Origin of the sequence: Rhodoferax bucti (genome assembly GCF_005876985.1) — a bacterium.
Lineage (GTDB): Bacteria > Pseudomonadota > Gammaproteobacteria > Burkholderiales > Burkholderiaceae_C > Allorhodoferax > Allorhodoferax bucti.
Map to the genome: position 1 here is coordinate 59,448 of NZ_VAHD01000005.1, position 25,043 is coordinate 84,490.

Sequence of the window (25,043 nt, forward strand, 5' to 3'; positions counted from 1 at the left end):
ACGAGAGCCAGGATGCGACGGACTGGCACTAGGCCTGAAATAAAGCGAAACAAAGCGATACGGTCATGACACCTTGGGTTGCGTGCCATCCCGCACCATTGACATTTATTTTTTTGAAAGTTCTTGTGATGTATCTCCGTGTATCTGCTGCGTCTCTTTCTGTGCTGGCTGTTGCCGGCGCCGCATTCATGGGTTCCGCCCACGCCCAACAGGCTTCCAAAGACGGTGGCCGCGTCGGTCTGGTGGCTTTGGGTGGCTATGAATACCAAGGCTCCGATGAAGCCCGCACCCAGGTGCTGCCAGCGCTGGACTACACCTGGGCCAATGGCTGGTTCGCCGGAGTCAGTGGTGTGGGGCGCCAGTGGTCCTCCGGCGAAGGCCTGCAGTACGGCGTCAGACTCGGCGTGGACATGGGGCGGGAAGAGAGCCGCAGCAGTGCATTGCGCGGTTTGGGGAATGTGGATGCCAGTGCGGAAGTCGGAGGCTTTGCCCGGTATGTGCTGGGCAACGGCTTTGCCGCCAAGACCAGCCTGCGGGCAGGCTCCGGCGTGGACAGCAAGGGCGCGCTCTGGGACCTGGGCCTGGAGTACGGCCACGCCCTGGGAGCTAGCTGGCGCCTGGGTAGCGAACTTACGGCGACCTATGCCAATGCCGACTACCTGCAGTCCTACTTTGGCGTAACGGCCAAGCAGGCGCAGGCCAGTGGCTACGCGGTGTACACCCCCTCTGCCGGAATGCGTGATGTGAGCGCACGGGTGTCGCTCACCTATCTGATCAGCCCGCAGTGGTCGTTGACGGGTGGGCTGCGCCATACCCAGTTACTGGGCGATGCCAAGGATGCTCCCATGGTGCGCAAGACCAGCGCCAACACGGCACTGCTGGCGCTCAACTACGCCTTCTGATCGACATAAACCGAAACAAAGCGAAACCGCCCTGACACCCTGTGTCAGGGGCACTTCGGCACCATCACGGTCATCTTCCAACTACCCGCAAAGGGTTCAGAAAGGCCGTGATGACCAACTTCTTCCTTCGCAGCCATGCCAAACGTACGCTCATCGGTGCCGTGACCGCCCTGGTGCTGGTCGGTGGCCTCGCCGCCTGCGGCCACCGCCCGCATGACTTTGGCTCCAGCATGAGCGCCGAGCAATATGCGTCCAAGCGCGATAAGGTGGTGGACAAAGTGGCGGACAAACTCGATCTGAACGCCGACCAGAAGAAGCTGCTGGCCGTTGTGGGTGACAAGATGTTCGAGCAGCGTGCGGCCCTGATAGGCCAGACCCAAGACCCGCGTGCTGAAGTGAAGGCACTGGTGGCAGGCGACAAATTTGACGCCGCCCGCGCCCAGAACCTGATCAACGACAAAACCGCCACCATCCAGACCAAGAGCCCCGAAGTCATTGCTGCCATGGCCAACTTCTACAACAGCCTGAACCCCGCCCAGCAACAGAAGGTGCGCGAGTACCTGGATGGGCGCGGTCGCTGGTTCAGCCGGGGTTGATCGTCATGGCGTCCGCAACCCTGAGCGCCATTACGGCACCCCTGCGCGCCTACGGGGCCGTGGTGCTGGAGGGCTATGAAGAGCCTCACGCCGAAGTCATGGCCCTGGTGTGGGGCCCGCGCTTTGACCGGGAGCACGCCCTGCGCCTGCTGGAACGCCGCCCGGGCTACGTGCCGCAGGTGCTGCACGATGTGCAAAAAGCCGCTGACATGTTTGACCGGCTGGCCGATGCGGAGCGCGACCGCCTGCGGGCTCTGATTCAACGCCACCGCAGCCGGTGGGACAATGTGCCCGCAACCCACTGACGCCCATGCACCGCATTCTGCTCATCGACGACGACACCCAGCTCGGCGGCCCCCTGGCTGCCTACTTTGCGCGCTTCGACATGGCGCTGGAGCACTGCCTGCGCCCCAGCGACGGGCTGGCGCGGCTGGCGCAGGGCGGCATTGATGCGGCCATTCTGGATGTGATGCTGCCCGAGATGGATGGCTTTGCCCTGTGCCGCGCCATTCGCAAAGACAGCGACCTGCCCATCGTCATGCTCACCGCGCGCGGCGAGGTGATGGACCGCGTGGTGGGCCTGGAGCTGGGGGCTGACGACTATGTGCCCAAACCCTTCGAGCCGCGGGAGCTGGTAGCCCGTGTACAGACCGTGCTGCGCCGCCGCGCACCCGCTGCGCCCAAAGCGGCGGCTGCCGACCCCAACCAGCTGCACTTTCAGGGCCTGCGCATCGACGTGGCGACTCGCACCGTGCAGCGCAGTGGCGAGGCGGTGGACCTCACCGGGACCGAGTTCGATTTGCTGCTACTGCTGGCCCGAGCGCCGGGCAAGGTGTTCAGCCGCGACGACATCCTTAACCAGCTGCGCGGCCATGAGGCCGAACTCTACACCCGCGCGGTAGACATTGTGGTCAGCCGCCTGCGCAAGAAGCTGGAGCCGCTGGATTGCATCAAAACCCTGCGCAATGCCGGATACACGTTGGCACTTGCGCCCTTGGTGGCCCCTGCGGCAGGCAGCGCCCCATGAGCGCGGGCACCCAGTGGTTGCGAGCCTGCCAGGGCTGGCCCGCGTTCAAGGCCTGCATTCGCGTGCAGCGCCAGGCCAAGCACGCGCTGGCGCACTCGCTGCGGGTGCGCCTGATGTGCATGTTCGTGTTGCTGGCGTTGGCCATGACCACCACCTTCATGTTCGGCATGCAAGCGGCCCTGGGCATCGGCTGGCGCGATGCAGCCAAGCCGCTGGTAGCGGACTACATCGACAAACTGGCCGCAGAGATCGGCGACCCGCCCGACATTGAGCGCGCCCGCGCCATCACCCAGCGCCTGCCGTTGAGCGTGCGTATCAGTGGCCCGCAGATCAACTGGCGCAGCAACCCCGACCAGCCCGACAACCCCCATGGCTGGATGGACGACAGGCCGGCTGACACCGAGAGCCCCCGTTTTTATGTGCGCACCACGGCGGATGGCCACCGCATCCAGTTCGGGGTGAGCGTGCAGGCCTGGCACGACCGGCCCCGCTTCATCGGCTGGGTCACCTTGTTCAGCTTGCTGGTGCTCACCACGCTGGCGTATGTGCGCGTGCGCCTGCTGCTGCGCCCGTTGGACGATATCCGCGCCGGTGCCCTGCGTTTTGGCGCGGGCGACTTTGCGCAGGCTATTCCCGTGCGCCGCTCGCACCACCCGGACGAGCTGGGTGAGCTGGCCGCCACCATCAACACCATGGGCGCCGACATTCACCAGATGCTGGAGGCCAAACGCACGCTGCTGCTGGCCATCAGCCACGAGCTGCGCAGCCCGCTCACCCGCGCCCGCCTGAACACCGAGCTGCTGCCCGAGACAGCGGATGTGCAGCCCGGCCGTGATGCCCTTTTGCGTGACTTGGCCCTCATGCGCGACCTGGTCACCGATCTGCTGGAAAGCGAGCGCCTCGCCAGCCCGCACGCCGCATTGCACCGCGAGGCGGTGGATGTGCGCGCGCTGGTGGAAGACGTGGTGTGCGAACTGCAAACCGCGCATGCCACGGCAGAGTCTGAGTTTGGCCCCGCTATCGACATGCAGTTGCCCCCGGCCTTGCCCCGCCTGCAACTGGATCCGATCCGCATCCGCCTGCTGGTGCGCAACCTGCTCGACAACGCCTTGCGCCACAGCGCAGGTGCGGCTGCGGCACCGCAAATCACGGTGCAGTGGGACCAAAGGCAGTTGCTGATCGCCGTGCGCGACTTCGGCCGCGGTGTCGAAGAAAACCAGCTGCCGAACTTGGGCCAGTCTTTCTTCCGGCCCGATGCCGCCCGCACCCGCGAGGGCGGCGGCGTAGGGCTGGGCCTGTACCTGTGCCGCCTGGTGGCGCAGGCGCATGGCGGCAGCTTTGCTGTACGCAATGCCCAGCCGGGCTTGGCGATTGAAATCCACCTGCCAGCCGCTACAGTGTGAGCTGCATCGCCGGGCAGGCAAGTTTTGCTCCGGCGCTCTCATGAATTCACTATATTTTTGATAGCTGCTCGCGCATATTCTGCGAGCGCTGGAGCCTGATTTGACCACCAAAAACCTCGTTTTGCTTCCCGGCCTGATGTGCGACGCCGCTGTCTGGGCGCCGCAGGTGCAGGCCTTGTCCGCCACCCACCACTGCATGGTGATGGACTGGGGCCTGACCGACTCGCTCACCGCCATGGCGCAGCAGGTGCTGGCCGCGGCCCCCGCCACTTTTGCCCTGGCCGGCCACAGCATGGGCGGGCGCGTGGCCCTGGAGGTGATGCGCCTCGCCCCCGAGCGGGTGGAGCGCCTGGCCTTGCTGGACACCGGCGTGCACCCCTTGGCAGAGGGCGAAGCCGGCGCCAAAGAAAAAGCCGGCCGCATGGCCCTGCTGTCGCACGCACAGCGCGCCGGCATGCGGGCCATGGGCGCCATGTGGGCGCGCCCCATGGTGCACCCCGCCGTGGTGGGCGGCCCGGTGTTCGAACAAGTACTGGCCATGCTGGAGCGCAGCAGCCCCGCCCAGTTTGCGGCGCAAATCAACGCGCTGCTCACCCGGCCCGACGCCGCGCCGGTGCTGGCCGGCATCACCTGCCCGACGCTGGTGCTCACCGGCCGGCAAGACGCCTGGAGCCCGCCCGAGCAGCACCAGGCCATGGTGGACGCCATGCACGCAGTGCGCGCCGAGCTGGTGGTGCTGGAGGACTGCGGCCACATGGCCACCCTGGAGCAGCCCGACGCCGTCAACACCGCCTTCGCCCGCTGGCTGGCCGCCTGAAAAGTGCCAACTACGTCGCGGTTCCTGTAACCGTTACAGCACAAAGTTACATGAATGGTGCCCGGAGCGGTAACAATCTCCCCCTCGGCCGGAAAACCCCGGCCTCCCAACACTGAATCTCACCATGTCGACATTTGAAATTGAAGGCGGCGTGCCCCTGCGAGGCACCATTCGCGCTTCCGGCAACAAAAACGCCATCCTGCCCATGATTGCGGCCTGCATCCTGACGGACCAGGAAGTCATCCTCGACAACGTGCCCGACATCATCGACGTGCGCCACATGCTGGACGTGATCGTCGAGATCGGCGGCAAGGTCGAACGCAGCGGCGAGCGCGTCAGCATCCATGTGGCCAGCGTGCGCACCAGCGAAATCGGCCAGGCCCTGTGCAACAAGGTGCGCACCTCCATCCTGTGTGTGGCCGGCCTCTTGCACCGCACCGGCTCTGCGCGCCTGTTCCCGCCGGGGGGCGACGTCATCGGCCGCCGCCGCTTGGACACGCACTTTTACGGCCTGCAAAAGCTGGGCGCCAAGGTGAGCATCAATGGCGTGTACGACTTCACCATGCCCGGCCCGCTGACCGGCGCCGAGCTGTTTTTTGACGAGCCCTCCGTCACCGGCACCGAGCACATCCTGATGGCTGCTGCCGTGAGCCGGGGTCACACCCTGATCCGCAACGCCGCCTGCGAGCCGCACGTACAAGACCTGGCCCACCTGCTCAACGCCATGGGCGCCAAGATCAGTGGCATCGGCACCAACCAGCTCAGCGTGGAAGGCGTGGAGTCGCTGCACGGCACCACTTACACCGTGTGCCACGACCACATCGAGGCCGCGTCCTACCTGGCGCTGGCCGCTGCCACCGGTGGCGAAATCACGGTCGAGGGCACCGACAAGCATGCCTACGGCATGTGCCACCGCGTGTTCGAGACCCTGGGCGTGAAGATTGATTTGCACGACAAGCATATCTTCCTGTCCGGCAACCAGCGCATGCAGGTCACCCGCGACTTTGATGGCGCTATGCCGGTGATTGGCGACGGCCCCTGGCCCCAGTTCGCCACCGACCAGATGAGCTGCATGATTACGCTCGCCACGCAGGTGGAAGGCAATGTGCTGTTCTTCGAGAAGATGTTTGAGTCGCGCTTGTATTTTGTGGACAAGCTCATCGGCATGGGCGCCGCCGCCGTGGTATGCGACCCGCACCGCGTAGTCATCAGCGGCAAGAGCCGCCTGCGCGGCACCACCTTGCCAAGCCCCGACATCCGCGCCGGCATGGCCCTCTTGGGCGCTGCCCTGTGCGCCAGCGGCAAGTCCACGGTGCAGAACGCCAACATGATCCAGCGCGGCTACGAAAAGCTGGACGAAAAGCTGCTCGCCCTGGGCGCACGCATTACCCACAAGCCCAACTGAAGGCAACACGCGAAAGCGTGCTTGCTATCAAATAAAGAGCTGCTCGCGCATATTCCATAAGCGCTGGCGGCTCTTTTTGTTTGTCACCTAGAATGCTGGCAAGGGGAGGAAGATGGGCATGACGCCAGAGCAAAAAGCCAGAGTCAGCATCGACGCGCTACTGCAGCAAGCGGGCTGGCACGTTTGCGACGTCTCAAGCGCCAACATCCATGCCGCTATGGGTGTGGCCATCCGCGAATTCCCCCTCAACTCCGGCTTTGGTTTTGCCGACTACCTGCTCTATGTGAACGGCAAAGCCTGCGGCGTCATCGAAGCCAAGAAAGAAGGGGCGACGCTGACCGGCGTAGAGCTGCAAAGCGGCCGCTACGCCCAAGGCCTGCCCACCGCCTTGCCTGCCTGGCGCCGCCCGCTGCCCTTTGTGTGGGAGAGCACCGGCATAGAAACCCACTTTACCAACGGCCTGGACCCCGAGCCGCGCGCCAGAGCCGTGTTTGCCTTCTTCCGGCCCGAGCTGTTGGTGCAGTGGCTCGCGCTGCTGCCCCCGGCCGCTGCAGGGCAGGGCGTGAGCGAAGCGCCCGGCACCTTTCTGGCCCGCATGCGCAGCATGCCGCAGCTCGTTACCCAGTGGGGCAGCGGTGGCGCCAGCTACCAGCTGTGGCCCGCGCAGATTGGCGCCATCACCAACCTGGAGAAAAGCCTCGCCGCCAACAAGCCCAAGGCCCTCATACAGATGGCCACCGGCAGCGGCAAGACGTTCACCAGCATCGGCTTCATCTACCGCCTCATCAAGTTCGGCGGAGCGCGCCGCGTGCTGTTTTTGGTGGACCGGGGTAACCTGGCCCGCCAGACCAAGAAAGAGTTTGACGCCTACGCATCGCCCTACAACAACTACAAGTTTGGCGAGGAATACATCGTCCAGCATTTGCAAGGCAACCAGCTCGACACCAGCGCCCGCGTGGTCATTTGCACCATCCAGCGCATGTTCAGCATGCTCAAAGGGCGCGAGCTGGCCGAGGAGGCCGACGAAGAATCCACCGAGAAGATTGAGACCCTGTTCAAAGACCCCGAGCCCATTGGCTACAACCCGGCCATCCCCATTGAGAGCTTTGACATTGTGGTCACCGACGAGGCCCACCGCAGCATCTACAACCTGTGGCGCCAGGTGCTGGAGTACTTTGACGCGTACCTCATTGGCCTGACCGCCACGCCCAACAAACAGACCTTTGGCTTCTTCAACCAAAACCTGGTCATGGAATACGGCCACGCCCAGGCTGTGGCCGATGGCGTGAACGTCAACTACGACGTCTACCGCATCAAAACCGAGGTGAGCGAGCAGGGCGCCAAGGTGGACAAAGGCTTCTGGCTGGAAACGCAAGACAAAGCCACCCGCCGCAAAACCGCCTGGCAGCTGGACGACGACTTTGAATACCAGCCCGAAGAGCTGGACCGCGCCGTGCAAACGCCCGACCAGATCCGCACCGTGGTCCGCACCCTGCGCGACCGCTGGCAGGCGGACATGTTCCCCGCCCGCACCGAGTTGCCCAAGACCCTGATCTTTGCCAAAGACGACAACCACGCTGAAAAGATTGTGGAAATCCTGCGCGAAGAGTTTGGCCGTGGCAACGAGTTTGCGCAGAAGATCACCTACCGCAGCGCCCAGGGCGGCGGCACCAGCCCCGAGCAGCTCATCAAAGACTTCCGCACCGGCTACTACCCCCGCGTGGCGGTGACGGTGGACATGATCGCCACCGGCACCGACATCAAGCCGGTGGAAATCGTCGTCTTCATGCGCAGTGTGAAAAGCCGCAGCTTCTTTGAGCAGATGAAAGGCCGTGGCGTGCGCGTGTGCAACCCCACCGACCTGGCCGCCGTGAACCCCGGCGAACACATCAAGAAAGACCACTTCGTCATCGTCGATTGCGTGGGCGTGTGCGAACGCGACAAAACCGACAGCCGCCCCATGGACGCCAAAAAGAGCGTGCCCCTGGACAAACTGCTGCAAGCCGTGAGCCTGGGCAACGTGGAAGACGAAGTGCTGAGCAGCATCGCCGCTAGGTTGGCCCGGCTGGACAAAGACGCCAGCGACGCCGACCGCGCCAAGGTGGTGGAGCTGAGTGGCGGCAAAACCCTGCGCGACCTGGCGCGCGGCATTGTGGAGGCGCTGAACATAGACGCCACCCAAGACATGCCGCCCGCCGAGGCAGACCAGCGCTTGAGGGACGCAACCAAGCCATTTGCCGCACCCGCCCTGCGCGAGCAGCTATTAAAAATGAAGCAAAAGGCAGACTTGGTCATCGACACGGTCACCCAAGACAGCCTGCTGCACGCCGGCTTTAGCGAAGGCAGCGACCGTGCCACCGCGCTGGTGCAAAGCTTTGAAGATTTCATCGCCCAGCACAAAGACGAAATCACCGCCCTGCAAATCTTGTACAGCCGCCCCACACGTGCGCCGCTCAAGTTTGAAGACGTGAAAGCCTTGGCCGACGCACTGCACGCCCCGCCGCTCAACATTGACGAGGGCGCCCTGTGGCAGGCCTATGCCACCCTGCGCAAAGACAAGGTCAAAGGCGCCACGCAGCGCCGCCTGCTCACCGATCTGGTCAGCCTGGTGCGCTTTGCCATGCAGCAGACCAACGAGCTAGTGCCCTACCCCGAGCGCGTGCAGGCCAACTTCAAAGCCTGGCTGGCCCAGCACCAACAGACAGACAACAAACCGTTCACCACTGAACAACAACACTGGCTAGAAATGATCCGCGACCACATCGCCGCCAACCTCGGCATTGAGATAGACGACTTTGAATACGCCCCCTTCAACGCCCAAGGCGGCCTGGGCAAGGTGCACCAGCTCTTTGGCGCGGAACTGCCCAAGGTGATTGAGGAGCTGAATCGGGAGTTGGCGGCGTGAGTGAAGTGACAACTGAAAACCGCATTCGCGGAACACTTGGCGAGTTGCTGCCGCTGAAGTACGGGAAGAGCTTGCCAGCCGCTGCACGGGATGCGACTGGCTCCGTTCCCGTTTTCGGCTCAAGCGGCGTCGTGGGTCAACACTCTGCCGCATTGACCAGCGGTCCCACGATCATTGTTGGCCGAAAAGGAAATGTCGGTGCAGTCCATTTCTCACCTGTTCCTTGCTGGCCCATTGATACGACCTACTTTGTTGAGCCGCCAAATGGACACTCAGCTAACTACTACCGCTATTTGCTCACATCGCTCAACCTCGTCAGGTTGGACAAGTCCACAGCTATTCCTGGATTGAGCCGTGATGATTACAACGCTGTCGAAGTAGCAGTTCACGCGCCGGCGCAGCAACTCGAGATCGTCGCCGAACTCGAAAAACAGTTCTCCGGCCTCGACGAAGCCGTCTCCAACCTCCAACGCGTCAAAGCCAACCTCAAGCGCTACAAAGCCTCCGTCCTCAAAGCCGCCGTCGAAGGCCGCCTCGCAGAAACCGAAGCCTCCCTGGCCCACCGCGAGGGCCGCACCTACGAAACCGGCGAACAGCTTTTGCAGCGGATTCTTGAGGAGCGGCGGGTGAAGTGGGCCGGGCGTGGAAAGTACAAGCTAACAGCCGCGCCATTGAAAGATGGGCTGCCCTCATTGCCGGTGGGGTGGACTTGGGCAAATGCGGATCAATTGACGCACCTCATCACAAGCGGTTCACGCGGCTGGGGCGATTTTTATTCAAACACCGGTGTCCTGTTCATTCGTGCCCAAGACATCAAAACGGATGCGCTGAACTTGCCTGATGCCGCGCGAGTGGACGTACCTGTCGATGCTGAAGGCACGCGGAGTAGTGTGTCGGGAGGAGACATCCTCGTCACCATCACTGGCGCAAACGTAACCAAGTCCGCTTTGGTGCCCGCGTTGGGTGAACTGGCATTTGTGAGTCAGCACGTTGCGCTTATGAAGCTCTCCATGCCTGAGACAGCATCGTTTGTTTTCAATTGGATTGTTTCGCCTGCGAATGGCCGCAAGACATTGGAGTCTTGGGCTTACGGAGCAGGGAAACCCGGATTGAGTCTTGAGCAAGTGCGGGCATTGCCAATTGCCCTGCCGCCGCTCGCAGAGCAAGCCCGAATCGTCGCCGAAGTCGACCGCCACCTATCCATCATCCGCGAAGTCGAAGCCGAGGTCGACGCCAACCTCCAGCGCGCGCAGGTGCTGAGGCAGGCAACACTTCAGCGTGCATTCGTGAATGGCTAGAGGGGAATCTATATGTATTTGAGATCTATTCAGTTGAAGAACACTGGGCCCATTCGAGACCTGAATCTTGTGCTTCCCTTTGAAGGAGAGAATCCGAAGCCATTGCTTTTGGTGGGACGGAATGGCAGTGGCAAGTCAACTGTGATTTCCTTCGTCGTCAATGCGCTCGTCGCGTTGAAGCAGCAAATCTATGAAGACGTTGAAGTTGACAAAGGTAAGGTGTACCGAATTCGGTCGCCACTGGGCATTCATGGCGATGCGCAGTTTTACTTCGCAAAAATCGAATTTGAAAAAGGTGTTTCATTGATTGAGTGGCAACTCAACAATGCTCGCGAAACCATTACAGATTTGACGGAGCTTCAGACCCTAGATACCAGTTGCCACGAGATACCTGTCACTGAAACTAGCCACTTCAAATTGCCACTTGGAGAGCTCGCTGCTCCCCATTTACTTGAAGCAACCTTGCAGAAAACAAGCCTATTGTTTTTCCCTGCTGATCGTTTCGAACCTCCAGACTGGCTCAACACTGAGAGTTTATCGACCGATTTGCAATTGCCAGAGCAAGTCCGGATGAAAGGGAGAACGGCTAGGCGAATTCTTTCAAGGAACAGGCTGAAGCCGACGCTGGAATGGTTGCATGCAGTGATATTTGACATGATGGTTTCTGAGTATCAGCCGGTCGCTGTGCCCTTGGCTGCAGGTGCGCCTCCTGTCAATGCGCGAATTGCAATGCCAGGTAAGGCGCATGCTGTTTTTTTGGCAGTGCAAGCGGTTTTACAAAAAGTACTTTGTCGTGGGCCTGATGAACAATTGCAATTGGGGATAGGGCACAGGAATCAACGAATCATTACGGCAACGATCAGAAAAAATGGCGAAATCGTTCGTGTCGTGAAGGATATGTTGAGTTTGTCCGCAGGCGAAAGTGCATTGTTTTGCCTGTTTGCATCCATCATTCGCGATGCTGATATGTCGGCAATGGATTTTCAAGCAACAGGAGATATTGCTGGGATAGTGCTCATCGATGAGGCGGACTTGCATCTCCACATGGGACTTCAGTTTGAGGTGCTTCCGCAGTTGATGCAGCTTTTCCCTAAGGTGCAGTTCATAGTTAGCGTACATGCCCCTCTTGTTGCGCTAGGTATGGACCGGGTTTTCGGCACTAGCGGTTTCGAACTGCGTGAAATGCCGACTGGCGCAGTAATCACCCCAGAGAGTTACTCTGAGTTTCAAACGGCGCTAAACACTTTCGCTGAGACACGAGCTTTTCAGAATGCTGTTCTGAATCAAGTGAATGCAGGCACTTTGCCAGCTTTGCTTGTTGAGGGAAAGACTGATGCAACCCTAATTTCAGTTGCATGGGGAAAACTGAACCCAGGTATTCCAATGCCTTTTGAAATTATTCCTTGCGGGATTGATCCTGAGCCGGAAAAGCGCGACGGTGGCGCTGAAATGCTGAGGCGCTGTACCGAATTCTTATCCATAGTTTCTGATCGGAAAATCACAGCGATTTTTGATAACGATGCGGCTGGCTGCAATGCGTTTAATTCGTTGCAAGCAAAGGCTGGATTCAACGTCAGTGCAGACCAAGCTCACAAAAAGCATGTCTCTAAGCCCATACAGGCGATTGTTCTTCCAGTTCCGATGCATCGCGCAGATTTCGCTTCATCTGTAAGAGCAGATCGACGGCACTTTTCGATTGAGCACTATTTCTCCGATGCGCTTTTGGCCACTCATGGCCTAAAGGGGGAGCCAGTTGCTGTCGGTTCTATGGTTTTTGACATTGATGCAACAGCAAAACAAAAAGTAGCATTTACAGAAGCGTCAACTGGTTTTGATGGTCTGGAATTTGTGGACTTCAAGACGCTGTTTGAGCGCATTGCTGCATTGCCTTTGTGAGCGGCGTTATGAATCAAACCCCTTTCTCCCTCCGCATCATCGTCGCCGACGGCGACCCCGACGGCCTGCGCATCGTCGACAAGTCCAACTGGATCGGCAAGCCGCTGGTATTCCCGCGTGCGCTGCTGCCGAAGGTGAAGGCCCGGCCCGAGCTGGCGCAAACCGGGGTGTACCTGCTGCTGGGGCCGCGCATCGGCTTCACCACCATGGCTAGGCAAAGATTTGCTTCTGTTTTGATAGCTGCTCGCGCTGTATCCATGGGCGCAAGAACCTGATTTGGCATAGAGACTATGAAGACGCTTCCCATCCGTCTGCCCCCCGGCCAAGACCTGCGCGCAGCGCTGGAAGCCGCTGTCCAGGCCCAGAACTGCCGCGCAGCGTTTGTGTTGTCCGGCATCGGCAGCCTGTCCACGGCGGGCATCCGGCTGGCGGGGGCCGCGCAGCCTACGCGGTTGACCGAGAGCATGGAGATCCTCACCCTCTCGGGTACCGTGGCCGCCGGTGGCGACAAAACGGCTTCGCACATGCACATGGCCATTTCCACCGCCACGGGGCAGGTGCTGGGCGGGCATGTGGCGCCGGGCTGCATCGTGCTCACCACGGCCGAGGTGCTGCTGGCCCTGCTGCCCGACTGGCAGTTCACCCGTGAGCCGGATGCAGCCACCGGCTATGACGAGCTGGTGATACGGGCGCGGAGTGGACTGGAATAGCATAAATACCCATTTTGGGTATTAAAATGCCCAAAATGGGTACTCAGCCTTCCGCCAACACCACCATGCCACGCACCAGCCTTGCCGCCGCCTTGTTTTCTGGCACGCAGCAGCGCGTGCTGGGCTTGCTGTTCGGCCAGCCGGAGCGGAGCTTTTACGCCACCGAGCTGATCAGTCTGGCCGGGGTGGGCTCTGGGGCGGTACAACGCGAATTGGCGCGGCTGGCCCAAAGTGGTTTGGTCACGGTCAAGCCGGTAGGCAACCAAAAGCATTACCAAGCCAACCCGGCTTCGCCCATCTATGCTGAGCTGTGCGGCGTGGTGCGCAAGACGGTGGGCTTGGCGGAGCCTTTGCGCTCAGCGCTGGCTCCGCTGGCAACGCAGATCAAAGCGGCTTTTGTCTATGGCTCGATTGCCAAAAAAGAAGACACGGCCAGCAGTGACATTGACTTGATGCTGCTCAGCGACACATTGACGTTTGCCGACGTTATCCTGGCGCTGCAAGCAGCGACCGAAGAGTTGGGTCGCGAGGTCAACCCCAACATCTACACGCCACAAGACTTTGCCAAAAGGCTGAGCGAAGGTGGATCTTTTGTGTCGCGTGTGATGGCGCAGCCCAAGATCTGGCTGATAGGAGGACCTGATGACCTCGCCCTTTGAAAACCTGGCTGGCCCGGGCAAGGCACTGCGTGCCGAACCGCCGGATGCCAACGAATTTGCCGGCCTGCAGCGCATGGGTTTGGCGCGCTTGCACGATGCGCAGAAGCCGGGCTTGGCGCTGGAAAGCCAGTTTGACCTGGCCTACAACGCCGCCCATGCGCTGTGTCTGGCGGCATTGCGCTGGCACGGCTACCGCTCGGGTAACCGCTTTATCGTTTTCCAACTGTTGCCACACACACTGGGCCTGGGGCCGGAGGTGTGGCGTGTATTGTCCAAATGCCACGACGCGCGCAACCTGGGCGAGTACGAGGGCATGCTCGAGGTGGACTCCCGCCTTGTGGCAGACCTCATTACCGCTTGCGGCCAAGTGGCAGCCAAATTGGGCGCCTTGCCTCCCATCCAAAAACCATGAACACCACGACCAATTCCCTCGTCCAGAAGCTCTGGAACTACTGCAACGTGCTGCGCGACGATGGCATGAGCTATGGCGACTATGTGGAGCAGCTCACCTACCTGCTGTTCCTCAAAATGGCCGACGAGCGCAGCGCGCCGCCTTACAACCAAGCCAGCATCGTGCCCGCCGCCTACGCCTGGCCCACGCTGCTGGCTAAGGACGGCGACGAGCTGTTTGACCACTACCGCCACCTGTTGGAGAAGCTGGGACAAGAGAAAGGCACGCTGGGCCTGATTTTCGGCAAGGCGCAAAACAAGTTCCAGGACCCGGCCAAGCTGCGCCGCGTGATCGTCGATTTGATTGGTGCTGAGACCTGGACGGTGCTGGGCGCAGACGTGAAGGGCGATGCTTATGAGGGCTTGCTGGAAAAGAACGCGCAAGACACCAAGAGTGGCGCAGGCCAGTACTTCACGCCCCGCGCGTTGATTCAGGCCATGGTGGACTGCATGGCCCCGCAACCGGGAGAGCGCATTACCGACCCGGCTTGCGGCACCGGTGGCTTTTTGTTTACAGCGCACAACTACATCACCAGCCACAACAAGAGCCTCACGCGCGAGCAGCTCAAGCACCTGAAGGAAAAAGCCTTCACCGGCTACGAGCTGGTGCAGGGCACGGCCCGTGTGTGCGCCATGAACATGATGCTGCACGGCATTGGTTCTGAGAAGCAGGTGCCCGTGGTGGTGGGTGACGCGCTGGCCGCCGACCCCGGCGAACGCTTTGAGGTGGTGCTGGCCAACCCGCCGTTTGGCAAGAAGAGCAGCACCGTCATCGTGGGCGAAGACGGCCGCACCAGCACCGAAAAAGACACCATCGAGCGCGACGACTTTTGGGCGACCACCAGCAATAAGCAGCTCAACTTTGTGCAGCACATCAAAACCCTGCTTGCCACCCATGGTCGCGCAGCGGTGGTGTTGCCCGACAACGTGCTGTTTGAAGGCGGCGCAGGCGAGACCATTCGCAAAAAGCTGCTGCACGAATGCGATGTGCACACGCTGCTGCGCCTGCCTACCGGCCTGTTCTACGCTCAGGGGGTCAAGGCGAATGTGCTCTTCTTTGAGAAGAAGGGCGCGAGTGAAACGCCGTGGACCAAGCAGCTCTGGATCTACGACCTGCGCACCAACAAACACTTCACCCTCAAGACCAACCCGCTGACTCGTGCGGACCTGGACGAGTTTGTAGACCTGTATCAGGTGGGCAACCGCCACCAACGCGCCGCCACGTGGTCGCCCGAGAACCCGGACGGCCGCTGGCGCGCCTACAGCTATGACGAGCTGGTGGCCCGTGACAAGACCAGCTTGGACATCTTCTGGCTCAAAGATGATTCATTGGCCGACAGCGACAACCTGCCGGCACCCGGCGTGATTGCGCTGGAAATTGTGGAAGATCTACAAGCCGCTCTAGAACAGTTCAAGCTGATTGCGGCAGACATGACAGAGGACGCTATCGAATGAAAACCTTTTACAACCACCTCCACGCCCAACACCAGGGCAAAGTCGAAATGTTCCGCGGCGCGCTGGTGCCGTGCTTTGAGGTGCCGGCCCGTGCCGACCATGTGCTGGCAGAGCTGCAGCGCCGCCAGTTGGGCGCCGTGCTGGAGCCGCAGGCCTTTGACGAGGCGGCGCTCACCGCCATCCACAGCCCGCGCTACCTGAACTTTTTGGCCACCGCCTGGGACCAGTGGGTGGCGCTGGACGCAGCCAATGCGGACAAGGACATCCTGCCCTCCGTCTGGCCCACGCGCACCTTCCGCACCGACATTGAGCCTGACAACTTCGCGGCCAAAGTGGGTCTGTATTCGTACGACGCAGGCACGCCCTTCACCAGCGGCACTTGGGTGGCCGCCCGCGCCGGTGCGAACTGCGCTCTGAGCGCCGCTCAAGTGGTGGTGGCCGGCGACCGCGCCGCCTTCGCCCTGAGCCGCCCGCCCGGGCACCATGCAGGTGCGGACTTTTTTGGTGGCTACTGCTTCCTGAACAACGCAGCGCTGGCCGCCCAGCACCTGCGCCATGCAGGCATGAAAAAGGTGGCGGTGCTGGATGTGGACTACCACCACGGCAACGGCACGCAGGCCATCTTTTTCGACCGGCCCGATGTGTACTTCGCCAGCATTCACGGCGACCCGCGCACCGAGTACCCGTTCTATCTGGGCCATGCGGATGAAACTGGCTCCGGCGCTGGATTGGGTGCCAACCTCAACCTGCCGCTGCCTCGCGGTACCGACTACGCCACCTGGGCCCAGGCCCTGGAGACTGCCTTGGCGGGCATTGCACGCTTTGGTGCGGACGCGCTGGTGGTGTCGCTGGGCATGGATACCTTTGAGGGCGACCCGATTTCCGGCTTCAAGCTCAAGACGGACGACTACCTGCGCATCGGCGAGCGCCTGGCGAAAGCCGGCTTGCCCACCGTGTTCATCTTTGAAGGCGGTTACGCCGTGCAAGAGGTGGGGGTGAATGCGGTGAATGTGTTGCAGGGCTTTACCAATCCGTAACACGCACCGGGGCGGGTAGCCCGCCCGGAGCAGCTAAGCTTGCGTTTATGACTTCGATTTTTCAAATCTGCAGCCCCGTGTGGCTGCGGCGCGGTGTGCGTGCCACCGTTGTGGCCATGGCTTGTGCCGTGGCTACCCCCGCACTGGTGCTGGCCCAGGGCGTGACAGCCACCCTCGACAACGCAGCTTCCACAGAGCGGCTTATCTCCGAGTTCGGCGGCTGGATCGGCAACCGCCACGATGCGGATCAACTGGTCACCACCTTGCGCAGCGGCCGCCCGACGGCTACCGAAGGTGCGGCCAGCAAAGAACCAGCGACAGGACCTTTGGGTTACGGCGAAGTACGCCTGGCGCTCAAGCTCGCGCAAGGCGCACTGGCGCAGCAGGGCGTGGCCTACCCCAATCCGGATCAGCTGCAGGCGGCGTTGCATGGCGGTGTGTTGCGCACTCCGCAGGGCGAACAGGTGATGGATGGGGTCTTGCCCCAAAAGGCAAGGGGCACCGGCTGGGCCAACATGGCCGAGCGCTATGGCCTGACCACTGAAGATTTGCTGCCCCCGCCGGGCAAGGCCGTGACGGTAAAGAGCGTCAAGCAGTCGGCCGCCAAGGGCAAAGCCAAAGCGGGTGCCAAGAGCAAAGCATCTGCAAAAGCATCGGCTAAGGGTAAGGCCAAGGCTTCGGCGAAAAAACCGGTATCCAAGTCTGCCAGGCCAGCGGCCAAAGTCGTCAAAAAATCGACCTCGGGCAAATAAGCGTTTCGGGCCGCAAGGCCGCGTGGCGGTGGATCAGGCCGGGTTACGGCGGGCGCGCAGCAGGGCGGCCAGACCCACGGCCGCCACCAGGATCAACACCGCCGGAAAAGCCACCGTGGCCGACCAGTCAATCAGCGCGCCGCTGATGCCGGAGGCCACCAGCCCGCCCAAGGTGTAGTTCAGCACCAGCACCGCGGTGCAGTTGACCAGGGCAATCCCTTTTTCGCGTGCGCCTATGTCGGTCATGCACAGGGTGTAGAGGCTGCTGCCGGCGGCGCCGAGCAAAAACACCACCGGCCACGCGACCCAGATGGCGTGCTCCACCAAAGGCAGGGCTGCAGCACACGCTAAGGCGACGGCGGCCACGGCCACCATCAGGCTGCGGCGGCCACGCACCGGGTCTGCAAACCGGTCTGCCGCCATGCCCACCGGAATGGCTGCCAGCGTGCTGCCCAGGCCGCTCACAGAAATCAACAACGCAGCTGCACTGGCGCCCAGACCCATGCTCAGGCCGTAGAGCGGCAGGATGGAGGCCAGGCCCAGCTCAAAGAAGCCGCCGATAAATCCGGCCAGCATCAGGATAGGGTGCTGCTGCACCGCCTGCCACAGGCCGCGCGGTCCGACGCTGGTGTTGCCGGCCTCTGCAGGAGTGGGGATGGGCGGTATGAACATGGTCCATACCAGGCCCAGGGTCAGCAGTGCGATCACCAGACCCAGCGCCACATGCCCTGTGCTGCCGGCCCAGGCCAAGAGGCTGGGGCCGATGATGAAGGTCGCGCCCACCATGGTGGCGTACATGCCCATGGTGCGCCCTAGGCGCTCGGGCGGCGAGAACTCGGCAATCAAGGCCTCGGCCAGCACCCAGCGCATGCCGCCTGCAATGCCTGCCAGAAGCTCCAACACAAACCACACCGCTATGGAGTCGGTACTCAAGAAGCCTACTGCCGCTGCCAGCGGCACGCCGGAGGCAAACCACATGGCGCTCCGGCGGCCCCATCGCCGCGTGAGCGCTGATGCAAAGGGCGTCACGATAAATATGCCCAACCAGGTGGTCGCCGCAAACAGGCCGGCGATGGTGGTGGACACCTCCCGCTCTGTGAGCAGCACCAGCATCAGCGGCGACAACATAAAGACGCCCGAGAGCTGAAACAGCGTGGAGCCGAACACGGCCAGCAAGCCTGTGCGGGAGCCGGGGTGCGCAGTGGCGCCGGTGGTGGGGTCGTTATGCAAAAGAACGTGCTTCCAGAATGGCGCGGGCGACCTCGGCAAAACCTGCGCCTCGCGCAGAAGGCGTGAGGTAGGTCGGCAGGTGGCTGAGCTGTGGCACAAAGCGCGCAATGTTGGCCACGCCCGCGCTGTGGGTGAAGTGCTGGAACATGGCCTGGTCATTGCCCGAGTCGCCCACAAACACCCACTGGTCCAACTCGGTGCTCAGGTCACGATCCAACAACTCGCGGACGATCCAACAGGCGCCGGTCCATTTGTTGAAGTCCCCGAAGCAGCCGTGGATGTGGATGCTGCTCACCGTGGTTTGCATGCCGTGGTTTTGCAGCAGGGCCAGCACGCGTTGCACCGTTTCGGCGGAGTGATGGGCGAATTCTGCGTAGTCGAACGCGAGGTCAGTTTCGCGGCCCGCGCTGTCGCGGCTGAGCTCCACGCCCGGCACTTCGGCGCAGACTTGGGCGGCAATGGCGTCCATGCGCAGCCGGTTGGCGGTGCGCACTTCAGCACTTTGTTGATATCGTTTTGATAGCGCCCCGCGCATATCCGACGGGCGCTGGAGGTCAATTTGGCTCGTAATCGCGTAGGCAGGGCCGGGTACAAAAGCCACGGCCCCGTTCTCCGCCACCATGGCATCCACCGGCCAGGCCGGGCCGTTGGTGCCCGCCATGAAGGGCTCGCACCAGCCGATGGGCCGCCCGGTGATGGGAATAACCGTGAGCCCCGCAGCCTTCAAATCGCCCAGCGCTTGCAGCGCCTCAGGGGCGATGTGGCCGTCGTGGGTGAGGGTGTCGTCGATATCGGTGAACACCCCGCGGATGGCACGGCGGCTGTCCACCGGCCATTGCGCCAGGGGTTTCACGTGGGGGCCTTTTGTTTAGCCTGCTGTTTGCAGTGCCAAACCCGCATGTTCGCGCAGCGGGTGGAAGTGGATCTTCGGAAAGCGCTCTTGCGCCAGGCGCACGTCGTAGGGGCTGGTACACAGGTAGGCCAGGGTGTCTGCCGCGTCCTTGGCCATGCGCATGGGGTAGGCGTTCACAAACTCCTGCAGTTCCTTCGGGCTATCGGCCGTAATCCAGCGCGCACCGGTGTATTGGCTGCTTTCCAGGCGGATGTCGGCGTCGTACTCGCCCTTGAGGCGGTGCTGCACCACTTCAAACTGCAGTTGACCCACAGCGCCCAGCAGCATGTTGCCGCCCATTTCGGGCTTGAACACCTGGATGGCGCCTTCCTCGCCCAACTGGGCCAGGCCCTGCTGCAGCTGCTTGGTGCGCAAGGGGTTTTTGAGCACTACGGTCATGAACATTTCGGGTGCGAAGAAGGGCAGGCCGGTGTACATGAGGTTGACGCTGCCATCGGTGATGGTGTCGCCCAGCTGGACGCCGCCGTGGGTGGTAAAGCCCACGATGTCGCCGGCGTAAGCTTCTTCGACCGCTTCACGGCGCTGGCTCATGAAGGTCACCACCGAGGTGGGGCGCAGCTCTTTGGCGGTGCGCATGACTTTGAGCTTCATGCCCGGCGTGTACTTGCCGCTGGCCATGCGCACGAAGGCGATGCGGTCGCGGTGGTTGGCGTCCATATTGGCCTGCACCTTGAAGACCACGCCGCTGAAGGCTTCGTCTTCGGGCTGAATCTCTTTAACCACCGGCTGGCGGTTCACCAGCGTGGTGCTGATGCGCTTCTGGGGTGCGGGGGCCAGGTCCACCAGCGCGTCCAGCACTTCCATCACACCGAAGTTGTTCACCCCGGAGCCGAAGAACACGGGCGTTTGCTTGCCGGCCAAAAAGGCTTCGTGGTCCCAGGCGGGGGAGGCTCCGGTGGCGAGCTCCATGCTCTCCACCGCTGTGTCCCACTCGTGGCCGAAGCGGGCTTGCAACGCCGCCGGGTCGCTCAGGGGCATGGCATCAAAGTCTTGCGGGCGGCGCTCGCTGCCGGACTCAAACACGGTCATGGCCTGGGTGCGCAAATTGATGATGCCGCCGAACAGCTTGCCCTGGCCCACGGGCCATGTCATGGGCACGCAGGGCATGCCCAGCTCGCGCTCGATTTCGTCCAGGATGTCCAGGGGCTCGCGCACTTCGCGGTCCATCTTGTTGACAAACGTGATGATGGGCGTATCGCGCTGGCGGCACACTTCGATCAGGCGGCGGGTCTGGGCTTCCACACCGTTGGCCGCGTCAATCACCATCAGCGCCGAGTCCACGGCGGTCAGCACGCGGTAGGTGTCTTCCGAGAAGTCTTTGTGGCCGGGGGTGTCGAGCAGGTTGACCACATGGTCGCGGTACGACATCTGCATGACCGAGGAGGCCACCGAGATGCCGCGCTGCTTTTCGATTTCCATCCAGTCGGAGGTGGCGTGGCGGCTGGCTTTGCGGGCCTTCACCGAGCCGGCGATCTGGATTGCGCCCGAGAACAGCAAGAGCTTTTCGGTGAGCGTGGTTTTACCGGCGTCCGGGTGGGAAATGATCGCAAAAGTGCGGCGGCGCTTGGTCTCGGGTGCGTAGGTCACAGGGGGGGTCCAGGGTCGGGTGGGCCGCGCATCACAGGCGGGCCGCACGAGAAGAGGGCGTATTTTACAGAGCTGCCCCGACAGCCGCGCGCGGGGCAAGGCTTAAACTTGCCGCCACAACTAACGAGCATTCCCGGAGACACGCGTGAGCATCAAGCAGTTGGCCCAGGCATTGGGTCTGTCCACTTCCACGGTCAGCAGGGCCTTGAACGGGTACACCGACGTCAACGCCCTGACCCGCACCCGTGTGCAAGAAATGGCAGACGCCATGGGCTACCGCCCTGACGCGGGCGCGCGCCGGCTGGTGCGCGGCAATACCGATGCGATCGGCATTGTGTATTCCGCAGCGGTCGAAAACCTGGGGAACCCGCAGTTTCTGGACATGGCCGATGGCCTAGGCGAGCGCCTGGAGCGTGAGCACCAGGACTTGCTGCTGGCGGTGGCCAAGAACGAAACCGAGCTCGAAATTTACGAGCGCCTGTTCCGGGGCGGCCGGGTGGATGCGGTCATCGTGCCCAACACCCGCGTGCAGGACCCGCGCGTGGATTTCTTGCTGGAGAACAACTACCCCTTTGTGGGCTACGGTCGCACCGCAGAGTGCGCGCACTACTCGTGGCTGGACTTTGACAATGACTTGGGCAGCAAACTGGCCGTGGAGCATTTGCTGGTCTTGGGCCACACCCGCATTGCGTATGTGCATGCGCCGCTGGAGTTGAACTTTGCTTTTCAGCGGCACCGTGGCTATGTCAGCACCCTGCAGGCTGCCGGTGTGGAGTGCCCGCCCGGCTATTGCATCGGGGGTGTGAACGACCGGCGTAGCGGGTTGAATGCGGTAGCGCAGGTCTTGGCCTTGTCCCCGCGCCCGACGGCGGTGCTGGTGGATAACAACCTGGGCGGCGTCGGCTTGATCCGGGGGCTGATGGATGCGGGGCTGCGGGTGGGGCAGGACATTTCGGTGGTGGTGCATGGCGATATTCCGCAGGACACTTTGCTTACCGGTTTGGATGTGACTACCGTGACCCAGCCCACGCCGCAAACCACCGGTTTCGCCTTGGCAGAGATGGTGATGAAGGTGCTGCGTGACCCCGAGGGAGGCCCTTACCAGCTGCTGCGCCAGCCGGCATTGCAGGTGGGCACCAGCACCGGCCCGGTAGCCTGAAGTCTGGACTCAGTCGGGTGACTTTGACCTAGTGACTTGATGCGGCAATCGACACGAGGTTAAAATCCGCAGCTTCCGAGGAGCGTTGCAGCCCGCCAAGTGCCCATACCGGCACCGCGAGTGAGGCTCGGAACCCACGATGCGCCCTGCATCGTGTCCCCCAACGGCGCTCACCCACTGGAAATGTGTGCGGTGAGTGGCCTCAAAATCCCCCGTGTGCGCCAGTGGCAATGCAAATCAACGTTTGGAGCACACCATGAGCGCTGTATTGAAACTGGTTAAGAACGCCAAGACCCCTAAAGCTGTGAAGGCCACTAAAGCGGTATCCGCTGCCAAGGCCGTCGTGGCCCAATTTGAAGACTACAAAGTCGCCGACCTGAGCCTGGCCGATTGGGGCCGCAAAGAACTGACCATCGCCGAAACCGAAATGCCCGGCCTGATGGCCATCCGTGAAGAGTTCGCCAAGAGCCAGCCTCTGAAGGGCGCACGCATCACCGGTTCATTGCACATGACCATTCAGACCGGCGTGCTGGTCGAAACTCTGCAAGCCTTGGGCGCAGATGTGCGTTGGGCTTCTTGCAACATCTTCTCCACCCAGGATCACGCAGCCGCTGCTCTGGTGGCCAAGGGCACTCCCGTGTTCGCTCACAAGGGTGAGTCGCTGGAAGAGTACTGGGACTTCACCCACCGCATTTTTGAATTCGGTGGCAAGAAGGGCACTGCGGCCGAAGGCCCCAACATGATTCTGGACGACGGCGGCGATGCCACCTTGCTGATGCACTTGGGCGCTCGCGCTGAGAAAGACATCAAGGTGCTGGCCAAGCCTGGCAGCGAAGAAGAAGTGTGCCTGTTCAATGCCATCAAGGCCAAGCTGAAGGTGGACCCCACCTGGTACAGCCGTCGCTTGAAGAACATCATCGGCGTGACCGAAGAAACCACCACCGGTGTGATGCGTCTGGAAGAAATGTCCGCCAAGGGCACTCTGGCTCTGCGCGCCATCAACGTGAACGACTCGGTGACCAAGAGCAAGTTCGACAACCTGTACGGTTGCCGCGAATCCTTGGTCGACGGTATCAAGCGCGCGACCGACGTGATGATCGCCGGCAAGGTGGCTGTGGTGGCGGGTTACGGTGACGTGGGCAAGGGTTCTGCCCAAGCGCTGCGTGCTTTGTCCGCCCAAGTGTGGGTGACCGAAATCGACCCGATCAACGCCCTGCAAGCCGCCATGGAAGGCTACAAGGTCGTGACCATGGAATACGCTGCTGACAAGGCCGACATTTTCGTGACCACCACCGGCAACAAGAACGTGATCACCTACGCGCACATGGATGCGATGAAGGACCAGGCCATCGTCTGCAACATCGGTCACTTCGACAACGAAATCGATGTGGCTTCCCTGTCCAAGTGCAAGTGGGAAGAGATCAAGCCCCAGGTGGACCACGTGATCTTCCCCGCCAAGGGCAAGAAGGCTTCCAAGCGCATCATCCTGTTGGCCAAGGGCCGCTTGGTGAACCTGGGTTGTGGTACCGGTCACCCCAGCTTTGTGATGTCTTCCAGCTTTGCGAACCAGACGATCGCTCAGATCGAACTGTTCACCAAGCCCAAGGATTACAAGGCCGGCAAGGTCTATGTGTTGCCCAAGCACCTGGACGAAAAAGTGGCACGTTTGCACCTGAAGAAGGTCGGCGCCATGCTGACCGAACTGACCGACGAGCAGGCTTCGTACATCGGCGTGAGCAAAGCCGGTCCGTACAAGAAAGACACCTACCGCTATTAATAGCACCCCCGAGGCGCCTGTGGCGCCTCCCCCTCAAGGGGGCGACACCTGCGGTCCGGCGAAGCCGGTCCCGCGGTGTCCCTGATGAGGGACAGATAACTTTGGATAACGATGCGAATTGATCAACTTTTGGTGCAGCGCGGGCTGGCCAGCACCCGCTCGCAGGCTCAGCGCCTGATTGCGGATGGCGTGGAGTGGCTGAAGATGGAGCTTTCGGGCGAAGTCTGGAAGCGTGTGGCCAAAAATGGTGACGAAGTGCCCGATGGCGCCAAGATCCGTTTGCTCGATGATTCCGAAGCGCGTTATGTGTCCCGCGGTGGCCTCAAGCTCGAGGCGGCCCTGAAGCACGTCGGCTTGACTGTCACCGGACTGCGTTGTCTGGATGTGGGGCAGAGCACCGGGGGCTTCACGGATTGCCTGCTGCAGGCTGGAGCGCAATCGGTGGTGGGTGTGGATGTGGGCAGTGCCCAGCTGCACCCTTCGCTGCGTGACGATACCCGCGTGCTGTGTGTGGAGAGTGTCAATGCCCGCACCTTTTCTGCTGCAGATTTGATAGCTGCTTACGCAGACAGCACGGGCGCTGGCGGCCAATTCGACGTTGATTCCGATGGCGATGACGGCTGGGATGATGGGGACGACTTCGACGACGAAGACGACGCCCGCCCGCCCGTGGATGCGACGGACGATGTTGAAGAAGACGCCGTGGAGTTGCCTCCGGAGTTCGCGCCGCCGTTTGACCTCTTGGTCGCTGACCTGTCCTTCATTTCGCAGACTTTGGTGTTGCCTGCCGCAGTGCCATTGTTGAAAGAGGGCGGCATCATGCTGACCTTGGTGAAGCCGCAGTTTGAGTTGCAGCCGGGTCAGGTGGGCAAGGGCGGTATCGTGAAAGACGTTGCCATGTACCCCATCGTGGAGCAGCGCCTGCGCGATACCTGCGCCGATCTGGGGCTGACCGTGACGCATTGGTTCGACTCCGCCATTGAAGGCGGTGACGGAAACCGCGAATTCTTTATTTGTGCCCGCAAGGCGGGCTGAACCCGGTGCCTGCTCTGCAGGCAAGGGAAG

The 25,043-nt window shown here is 61.8% G+C and carries 23 protein-coding genes and 1 riboswitch; of the genes, 20 read left to right on the plus strand and 3 right to left on the minus strand.

The window, feature by feature from the left end; translation table 11 throughout:
- The first annotated feature begins 128 nt into the window (after positions 1 to 128).
- From FDM28_RS16090 to FDM28_RS16170, 17 genes are all read left to right on the plus strand, one after another.
- Positions 129 to 902: a MipA/OmpV family protein gene (locus tag FDM28_RS16090; protein WP_170211817.1), complete on the plus strand. Its 774-nt coding sequence runs from the start codon at positions 129 to 131 to the stop codon at positions 900 to 902.
- Between the two features lie 110 nt (positions 903 to 1,012).
- Complete coding sequence (locus FDM28_RS16095; RefSeq protein WP_138516968.1) at positions 1,013 to 1,498, plus strand: Spy/CpxP family protein refolding chaperone; 486 nt, start codon at positions 1,013 to 1,015, stop codon at positions 1,496 to 1,498.
- Between the two features lie 5 nt (positions 1,499 to 1,503).
- Positions 1,504 to 1,803, plus strand: coding sequence for a hypothetical protein (locus tag FDM28_RS16100; RefSeq protein WP_138516970.1), 300 nt, complete (start codon positions 1,504 to 1,506; stop codon positions 1,801 to 1,803).
- Between the two features lie 5 nt (positions 1,804 to 1,808).
- Positions 1,809 to 2,525 carry a response regulator transcription factor gene (locus FDM28_RS16105; RefSeq protein WP_138516972.1) on the plus strand — a complete coding sequence of 239 codons (717 nt, stop codon included), beginning with the start codon at positions 1,809 to 1,811 and terminating at the stop codon, positions 2,523 to 2,525.
- Complete coding sequence (locus FDM28_RS16110) at positions 2,522 to 3,928, plus strand: sensor histidine kinase (RefSeq protein WP_138516974.1); 1,407 nt, start codon at positions 2,522 to 2,524, stop codon at positions 3,926 to 3,928. Before FDM28_RS16105 ends, FDM28_RS16110 begins: the two co-directional genes overlap by 4 nt.
- Positions 3,929 to 4,028: 100 nt before the next feature.
- Positions 4,029 to 4,745 carry an alpha/beta fold hydrolase gene (locus tag FDM28_RS16115; RefSeq protein ID WP_138516975.1) on the plus strand — a complete coding sequence of 239 codons (717 nt, stop codon included), beginning with the start codon at positions 4,029 to 4,031 and terminating at the stop codon, positions 4,743 to 4,745.
- Between the two features lie 124 nt (positions 4,746 to 4,869).
- Positions 4,870 to 6,150, plus strand: a complete 1,281-nt coding sequence (gene murA / locus FDM28_RS16120; protein ID WP_138516978.1) for a UDP-N-acetylglucosamine 1-carboxyvinyltransferase — start codon at positions 4,870 to 4,872, stop codon at positions 6,148 to 6,150.
- 118 nt (positions 6,151 to 6,268) lie between these two features.
- Positions 6,269 to 9,055, plus strand: coding sequence for a type I restriction endonuclease subunit R (locus FDM28_RS16125; RefSeq protein WP_206021995.1), 2,787 nt, complete (start codon positions 6,269 to 6,271; stop codon positions 9,053 to 9,055).
- Complete coding sequence (locus tag FDM28_RS16130; RefSeq protein WP_138516982.1) at positions 9,052 to 10,353, plus strand: restriction endonuclease subunit S; 1,302 nt, start codon at positions 9,052 to 9,054, stop codon at positions 10,351 to 10,353. Before FDM28_RS16125 ends, FDM28_RS16130 begins: the two co-directional genes overlap by 4 nt.
- Before the next feature lie 12 nt (positions 10,354 to 10,365).
- Positions 10,366 to 12,249: an AAA family ATPase gene (locus tag FDM28_RS16135; RefSeq protein WP_138516984.1), complete on the plus strand. Its 1,884-nt coding sequence runs from the start codon at positions 10,366 to 10,368 to the stop codon at positions 12,247 to 12,249.
- Between the two features lie 8 nt (positions 12,250 to 12,257).
- Positions 12,258 to 12,524 (plus strand): hypothetical protein, encoded by a 267-nt coding sequence (locus tag FDM28_RS16140; RefSeq protein WP_206021996.1) that lies wholly within the window; start codon positions 12,258 to 12,260, stop codon positions 12,522 to 12,524.
- 15 nt (positions 12,525 to 12,539) lie between these two features.
- Positions 12,540 to 12,959: a PPC domain-containing DNA-binding protein gene (locus FDM28_RS16145; protein ID WP_138516986.1), complete on the plus strand. Its 420-nt coding sequence runs from the start codon at positions 12,540 to 12,542 to the stop codon at positions 12,957 to 12,959.
- Between the two features lie 65 nt (positions 12,960 to 13,024).
- Positions 13,025 to 13,618: a transcriptional regulator gene (locus tag FDM28_RS16150; RefSeq protein WP_240792052.1), complete on the plus strand. Its 594-nt coding sequence runs from the start codon at positions 13,025 to 13,027 to the stop codon at positions 13,616 to 13,618.
- Positions 13,602 to 14,030, plus strand: coding sequence for a hypothetical protein (locus FDM28_RS16155; protein ID WP_138516990.1), 429 nt, complete (start codon positions 13,602 to 13,604; stop codon positions 14,028 to 14,030). The genes FDM28_RS16150 and FDM28_RS16155 overlap by 17 nt, the downstream gene beginning before the upstream one ends.
- Complete coding sequence (locus tag FDM28_RS16160; RefSeq protein ID WP_138516992.1) at positions 14,027 to 15,523, plus strand: type I restriction-modification system subunit M; 1,497 nt, start codon at positions 14,027 to 14,029, stop codon at positions 15,521 to 15,523. The genes FDM28_RS16155 and FDM28_RS16160 overlap by 4 nt, the downstream gene beginning before the upstream one ends.
- Positions 15,520 to 16,560 carry a histone deacetylase family protein gene (locus tag FDM28_RS16165; protein ID WP_138516994.1) on the plus strand — a complete coding sequence of 347 codons (1,041 nt, stop codon included), beginning with the start codon at positions 15,520 to 15,522 and terminating at the stop codon, positions 16,558 to 16,560. The genes FDM28_RS16160 and FDM28_RS16165 overlap by 4 nt, the downstream gene beginning before the upstream one ends.
- A gap of 47 nt (positions 16,561 to 16,607) precedes the next feature.
- Positions 16,608 to 17,312, plus strand: a complete 705-nt coding sequence (locus FDM28_RS16170) for a hypothetical protein (RefSeq protein WP_138516996.1) — start codon at positions 16,608 to 16,610, stop codon at positions 17,310 to 17,312.
- A 33-nt stretch (positions 17,313 to 17,345) separates the two neighbouring features.
- Here FDM28_RS16170 and FDM28_RS16175 read toward each other — a convergent pair whose 3' ends face one another.
- Genes FDM28_RS16175 through FDM28_RS16185 form a run of 3 tightly spaced genes read right to left on the minus strand, consistent with a single transcriptional unit; the run spans position 17,346 to position 21,042 of the window.
- Positions 17,346 to 18,542: an MFS transporter gene (locus FDM28_RS16175; RefSeq protein ID WP_138516998.1), complete on the minus strand. Its 1,197-nt coding sequence runs from the start codon at positions 18,540 to 18,542 to the stop codon at positions 17,346 to 17,348.
- Positions 18,535 to 19,395, minus strand: a complete 861-nt coding sequence (locus tag FDM28_RS16180) for an HAD family hydrolase (protein ID WP_138517000.1) — start codon at positions 19,393 to 19,395, stop codon at positions 18,535 to 18,537. Before FDM28_RS16180 ends, FDM28_RS16175 begins: the two co-directional genes overlap by 8 nt.
- A 15-nt stretch (positions 19,396 to 19,410) precedes the next feature.
- Positions 19,411 to 21,042: a peptide chain release factor 3 gene (locus FDM28_RS16185; protein ID WP_138517002.1), complete on the minus strand. Its 1,632-nt coding sequence runs from the start codon at positions 21,040 to 21,042 to the stop codon at positions 19,411 to 19,413.
- A gap of 145 nt (positions 21,043 to 21,187) precedes the next feature.
- Between FDM28_RS16185 and FDM28_RS16190 the strand changes: the two genes are divergently transcribed.
- The 3 genes from FDM28_RS16190 to FDM28_RS16200 all read left to right on the plus strand — a co-directional run bounded on the left by FDM28_RS16190 (position 21,188) and on the right by FDM28_RS16200 (position 25,013).
- Positions 21,188 to 22,201 carry a substrate-binding domain-containing protein gene (locus FDM28_RS16190; protein ID WP_138517004.1) on the plus strand — a complete coding sequence of 338 codons (1,014 nt, stop codon included), beginning with the start codon at positions 21,188 to 21,190 and terminating at the stop codon, positions 22,199 to 22,201.
- A gap of 71 nt (positions 22,202 to 22,272) precedes the next feature.
- Positions 22,273 to 22,380: riboswitch (S-adenosyl-L-homocysteine riboswitch) on the plus strand.
- Positions 22,381 to 22,457: 77 nt separating this feature from the next.
- On the plus strand, positions 22,458 to 23,978 hold the full coding sequence (ahcY, locus tag FDM28_RS16195) for an adenosylhomocysteinase (RefSeq protein WP_138517006.1): 1,521 nt from the start codon (positions 22,458 to 22,460) through the stop codon (positions 23,976 to 23,978).
- A 111-nt stretch (positions 23,979 to 24,089) separates the two neighbouring features.
- Entirely contained in the window at positions 24,090 to 25,013 is a 924-nt protein-coding gene (locus FDM28_RS16200; RefSeq protein ID WP_138517008.1) for a TlyA family RNA methyltransferase, read from the plus strand.
- Positions 25,014 to 25,043 lie beyond the last annotated feature (30 nt).

Excerpts from the sequence above, each read along its gene's own strand:
- FDM28_RS16135 (WP_138516984.1), top strand. The coding sequence starts at position 10,366 with ATGTATTTGAGATCTATTCAGTTGAAGAACACTGGGCCCATTCGAGAC.
- FDM28_RS16170 (WP_138516996.1), top strand. The coding sequence starts at position 16,608 with ATGACTTCGATTTTTCAAATCTGCAGCCCCGTGTGGCTGCGGCGCGGT.
- FDM28_RS16105 (WP_138516972.1), top strand. The coding sequence starts at position 1,809 with ATGCACCGCATTCTGCTCATCGACGACGACACCCAGCTCGGCGGCCCC.
- FDM28_RS16140 (WP_206021996.1), top strand. The coding sequence starts at position 12,258 with ATGAATCAAACCCCTTTCTCCCTCCGCATCATCGTCGCCGACGGCGAC.
- FDM28_RS16165 (WP_138516994.1), top strand. The coding sequence starts at position 15,520 with ATGAAAACCTTTTACAACCACCTCCACGCCCAACACCAGGGCAAAGTC.
- murA (WP_138516978.1), top strand. The coding sequence starts at position 4,870 with ATGTCGACATTTGAAATTGAAGGCGGCGTGCCCCTGCGAGGCACCATT.
- FDM28_RS16145 (WP_138516986.1), top strand. The coding sequence starts at position 12,540 with ATGAAGACGCTTCCCATCCGTCTGCCCCCCGGCCAAGACCTGCGCGCA.
- FDM28_RS16155 (WP_138516990.1), top strand. The coding sequence starts at position 13,602 with ATGACCTCGCCCTTTGAAAACCTGGCTGGCCCGGGCAAGGCACTGCGT.
- FDM28_RS16150 (WP_240792052.1), top strand. The coding sequence starts at position 13,025 with ATGCCACGCACCAGCCTTGCCGCCGCCTTGTTTTCTGGCACGCAGCAG.
- ahcY (WP_138517006.1), top strand. The coding sequence starts at position 22,458 with ATGAGCGCTGTATTGAAACTGGTTAAGAACGCCAAGACCCCTAAAGCT.
- FDM28_RS16095 (WP_138516968.1), top strand. The coding sequence starts at position 1,013 with ATGACCAACTTCTTCCTTCGCAGCCATGCCAAACGTACGCTCATCGGT.
- FDM28_RS16160 (WP_138516992.1), top strand. The coding sequence starts at position 14,027 with ATGAACACCACGACCAATTCCCTCGTCCAGAAGCTCTGGAACTACTGC.
- FDM28_RS16090 (WP_170211817.1), top strand. The coding sequence starts at position 129 with ATGTATCTCCGTGTATCTGCTGCGTCTCTTTCTGTGCTGGCTGTTGCC.
- FDM28_RS16200 (WP_138517008.1), top strand. The coding sequence starts at position 24,090 with ATGCGAATTGATCAACTTTTGGTGCAGCGCGGGCTGGCCAGCACCCGC.
- FDM28_RS16125 (WP_206021995.1), top strand. The coding sequence starts at position 6,269 with ATGACGCCAGAGCAAAAAGCCAGAGTCAGCATCGACGCGCTACTGCAG.
- FDM28_RS16110 (WP_138516974.1), top strand. The coding sequence starts at position 2,522 with ATGAGCGCGGGCACCCAGTGGTTGCGAGCCTGCCAGGGCTGGCCCGCG.
- FDM28_RS16100 (WP_138516970.1), top strand. The coding sequence starts at position 1,504 with ATGGCGTCCGCAACCCTGAGCGCCATTACGGCACCCCTGCGCGCCTAC.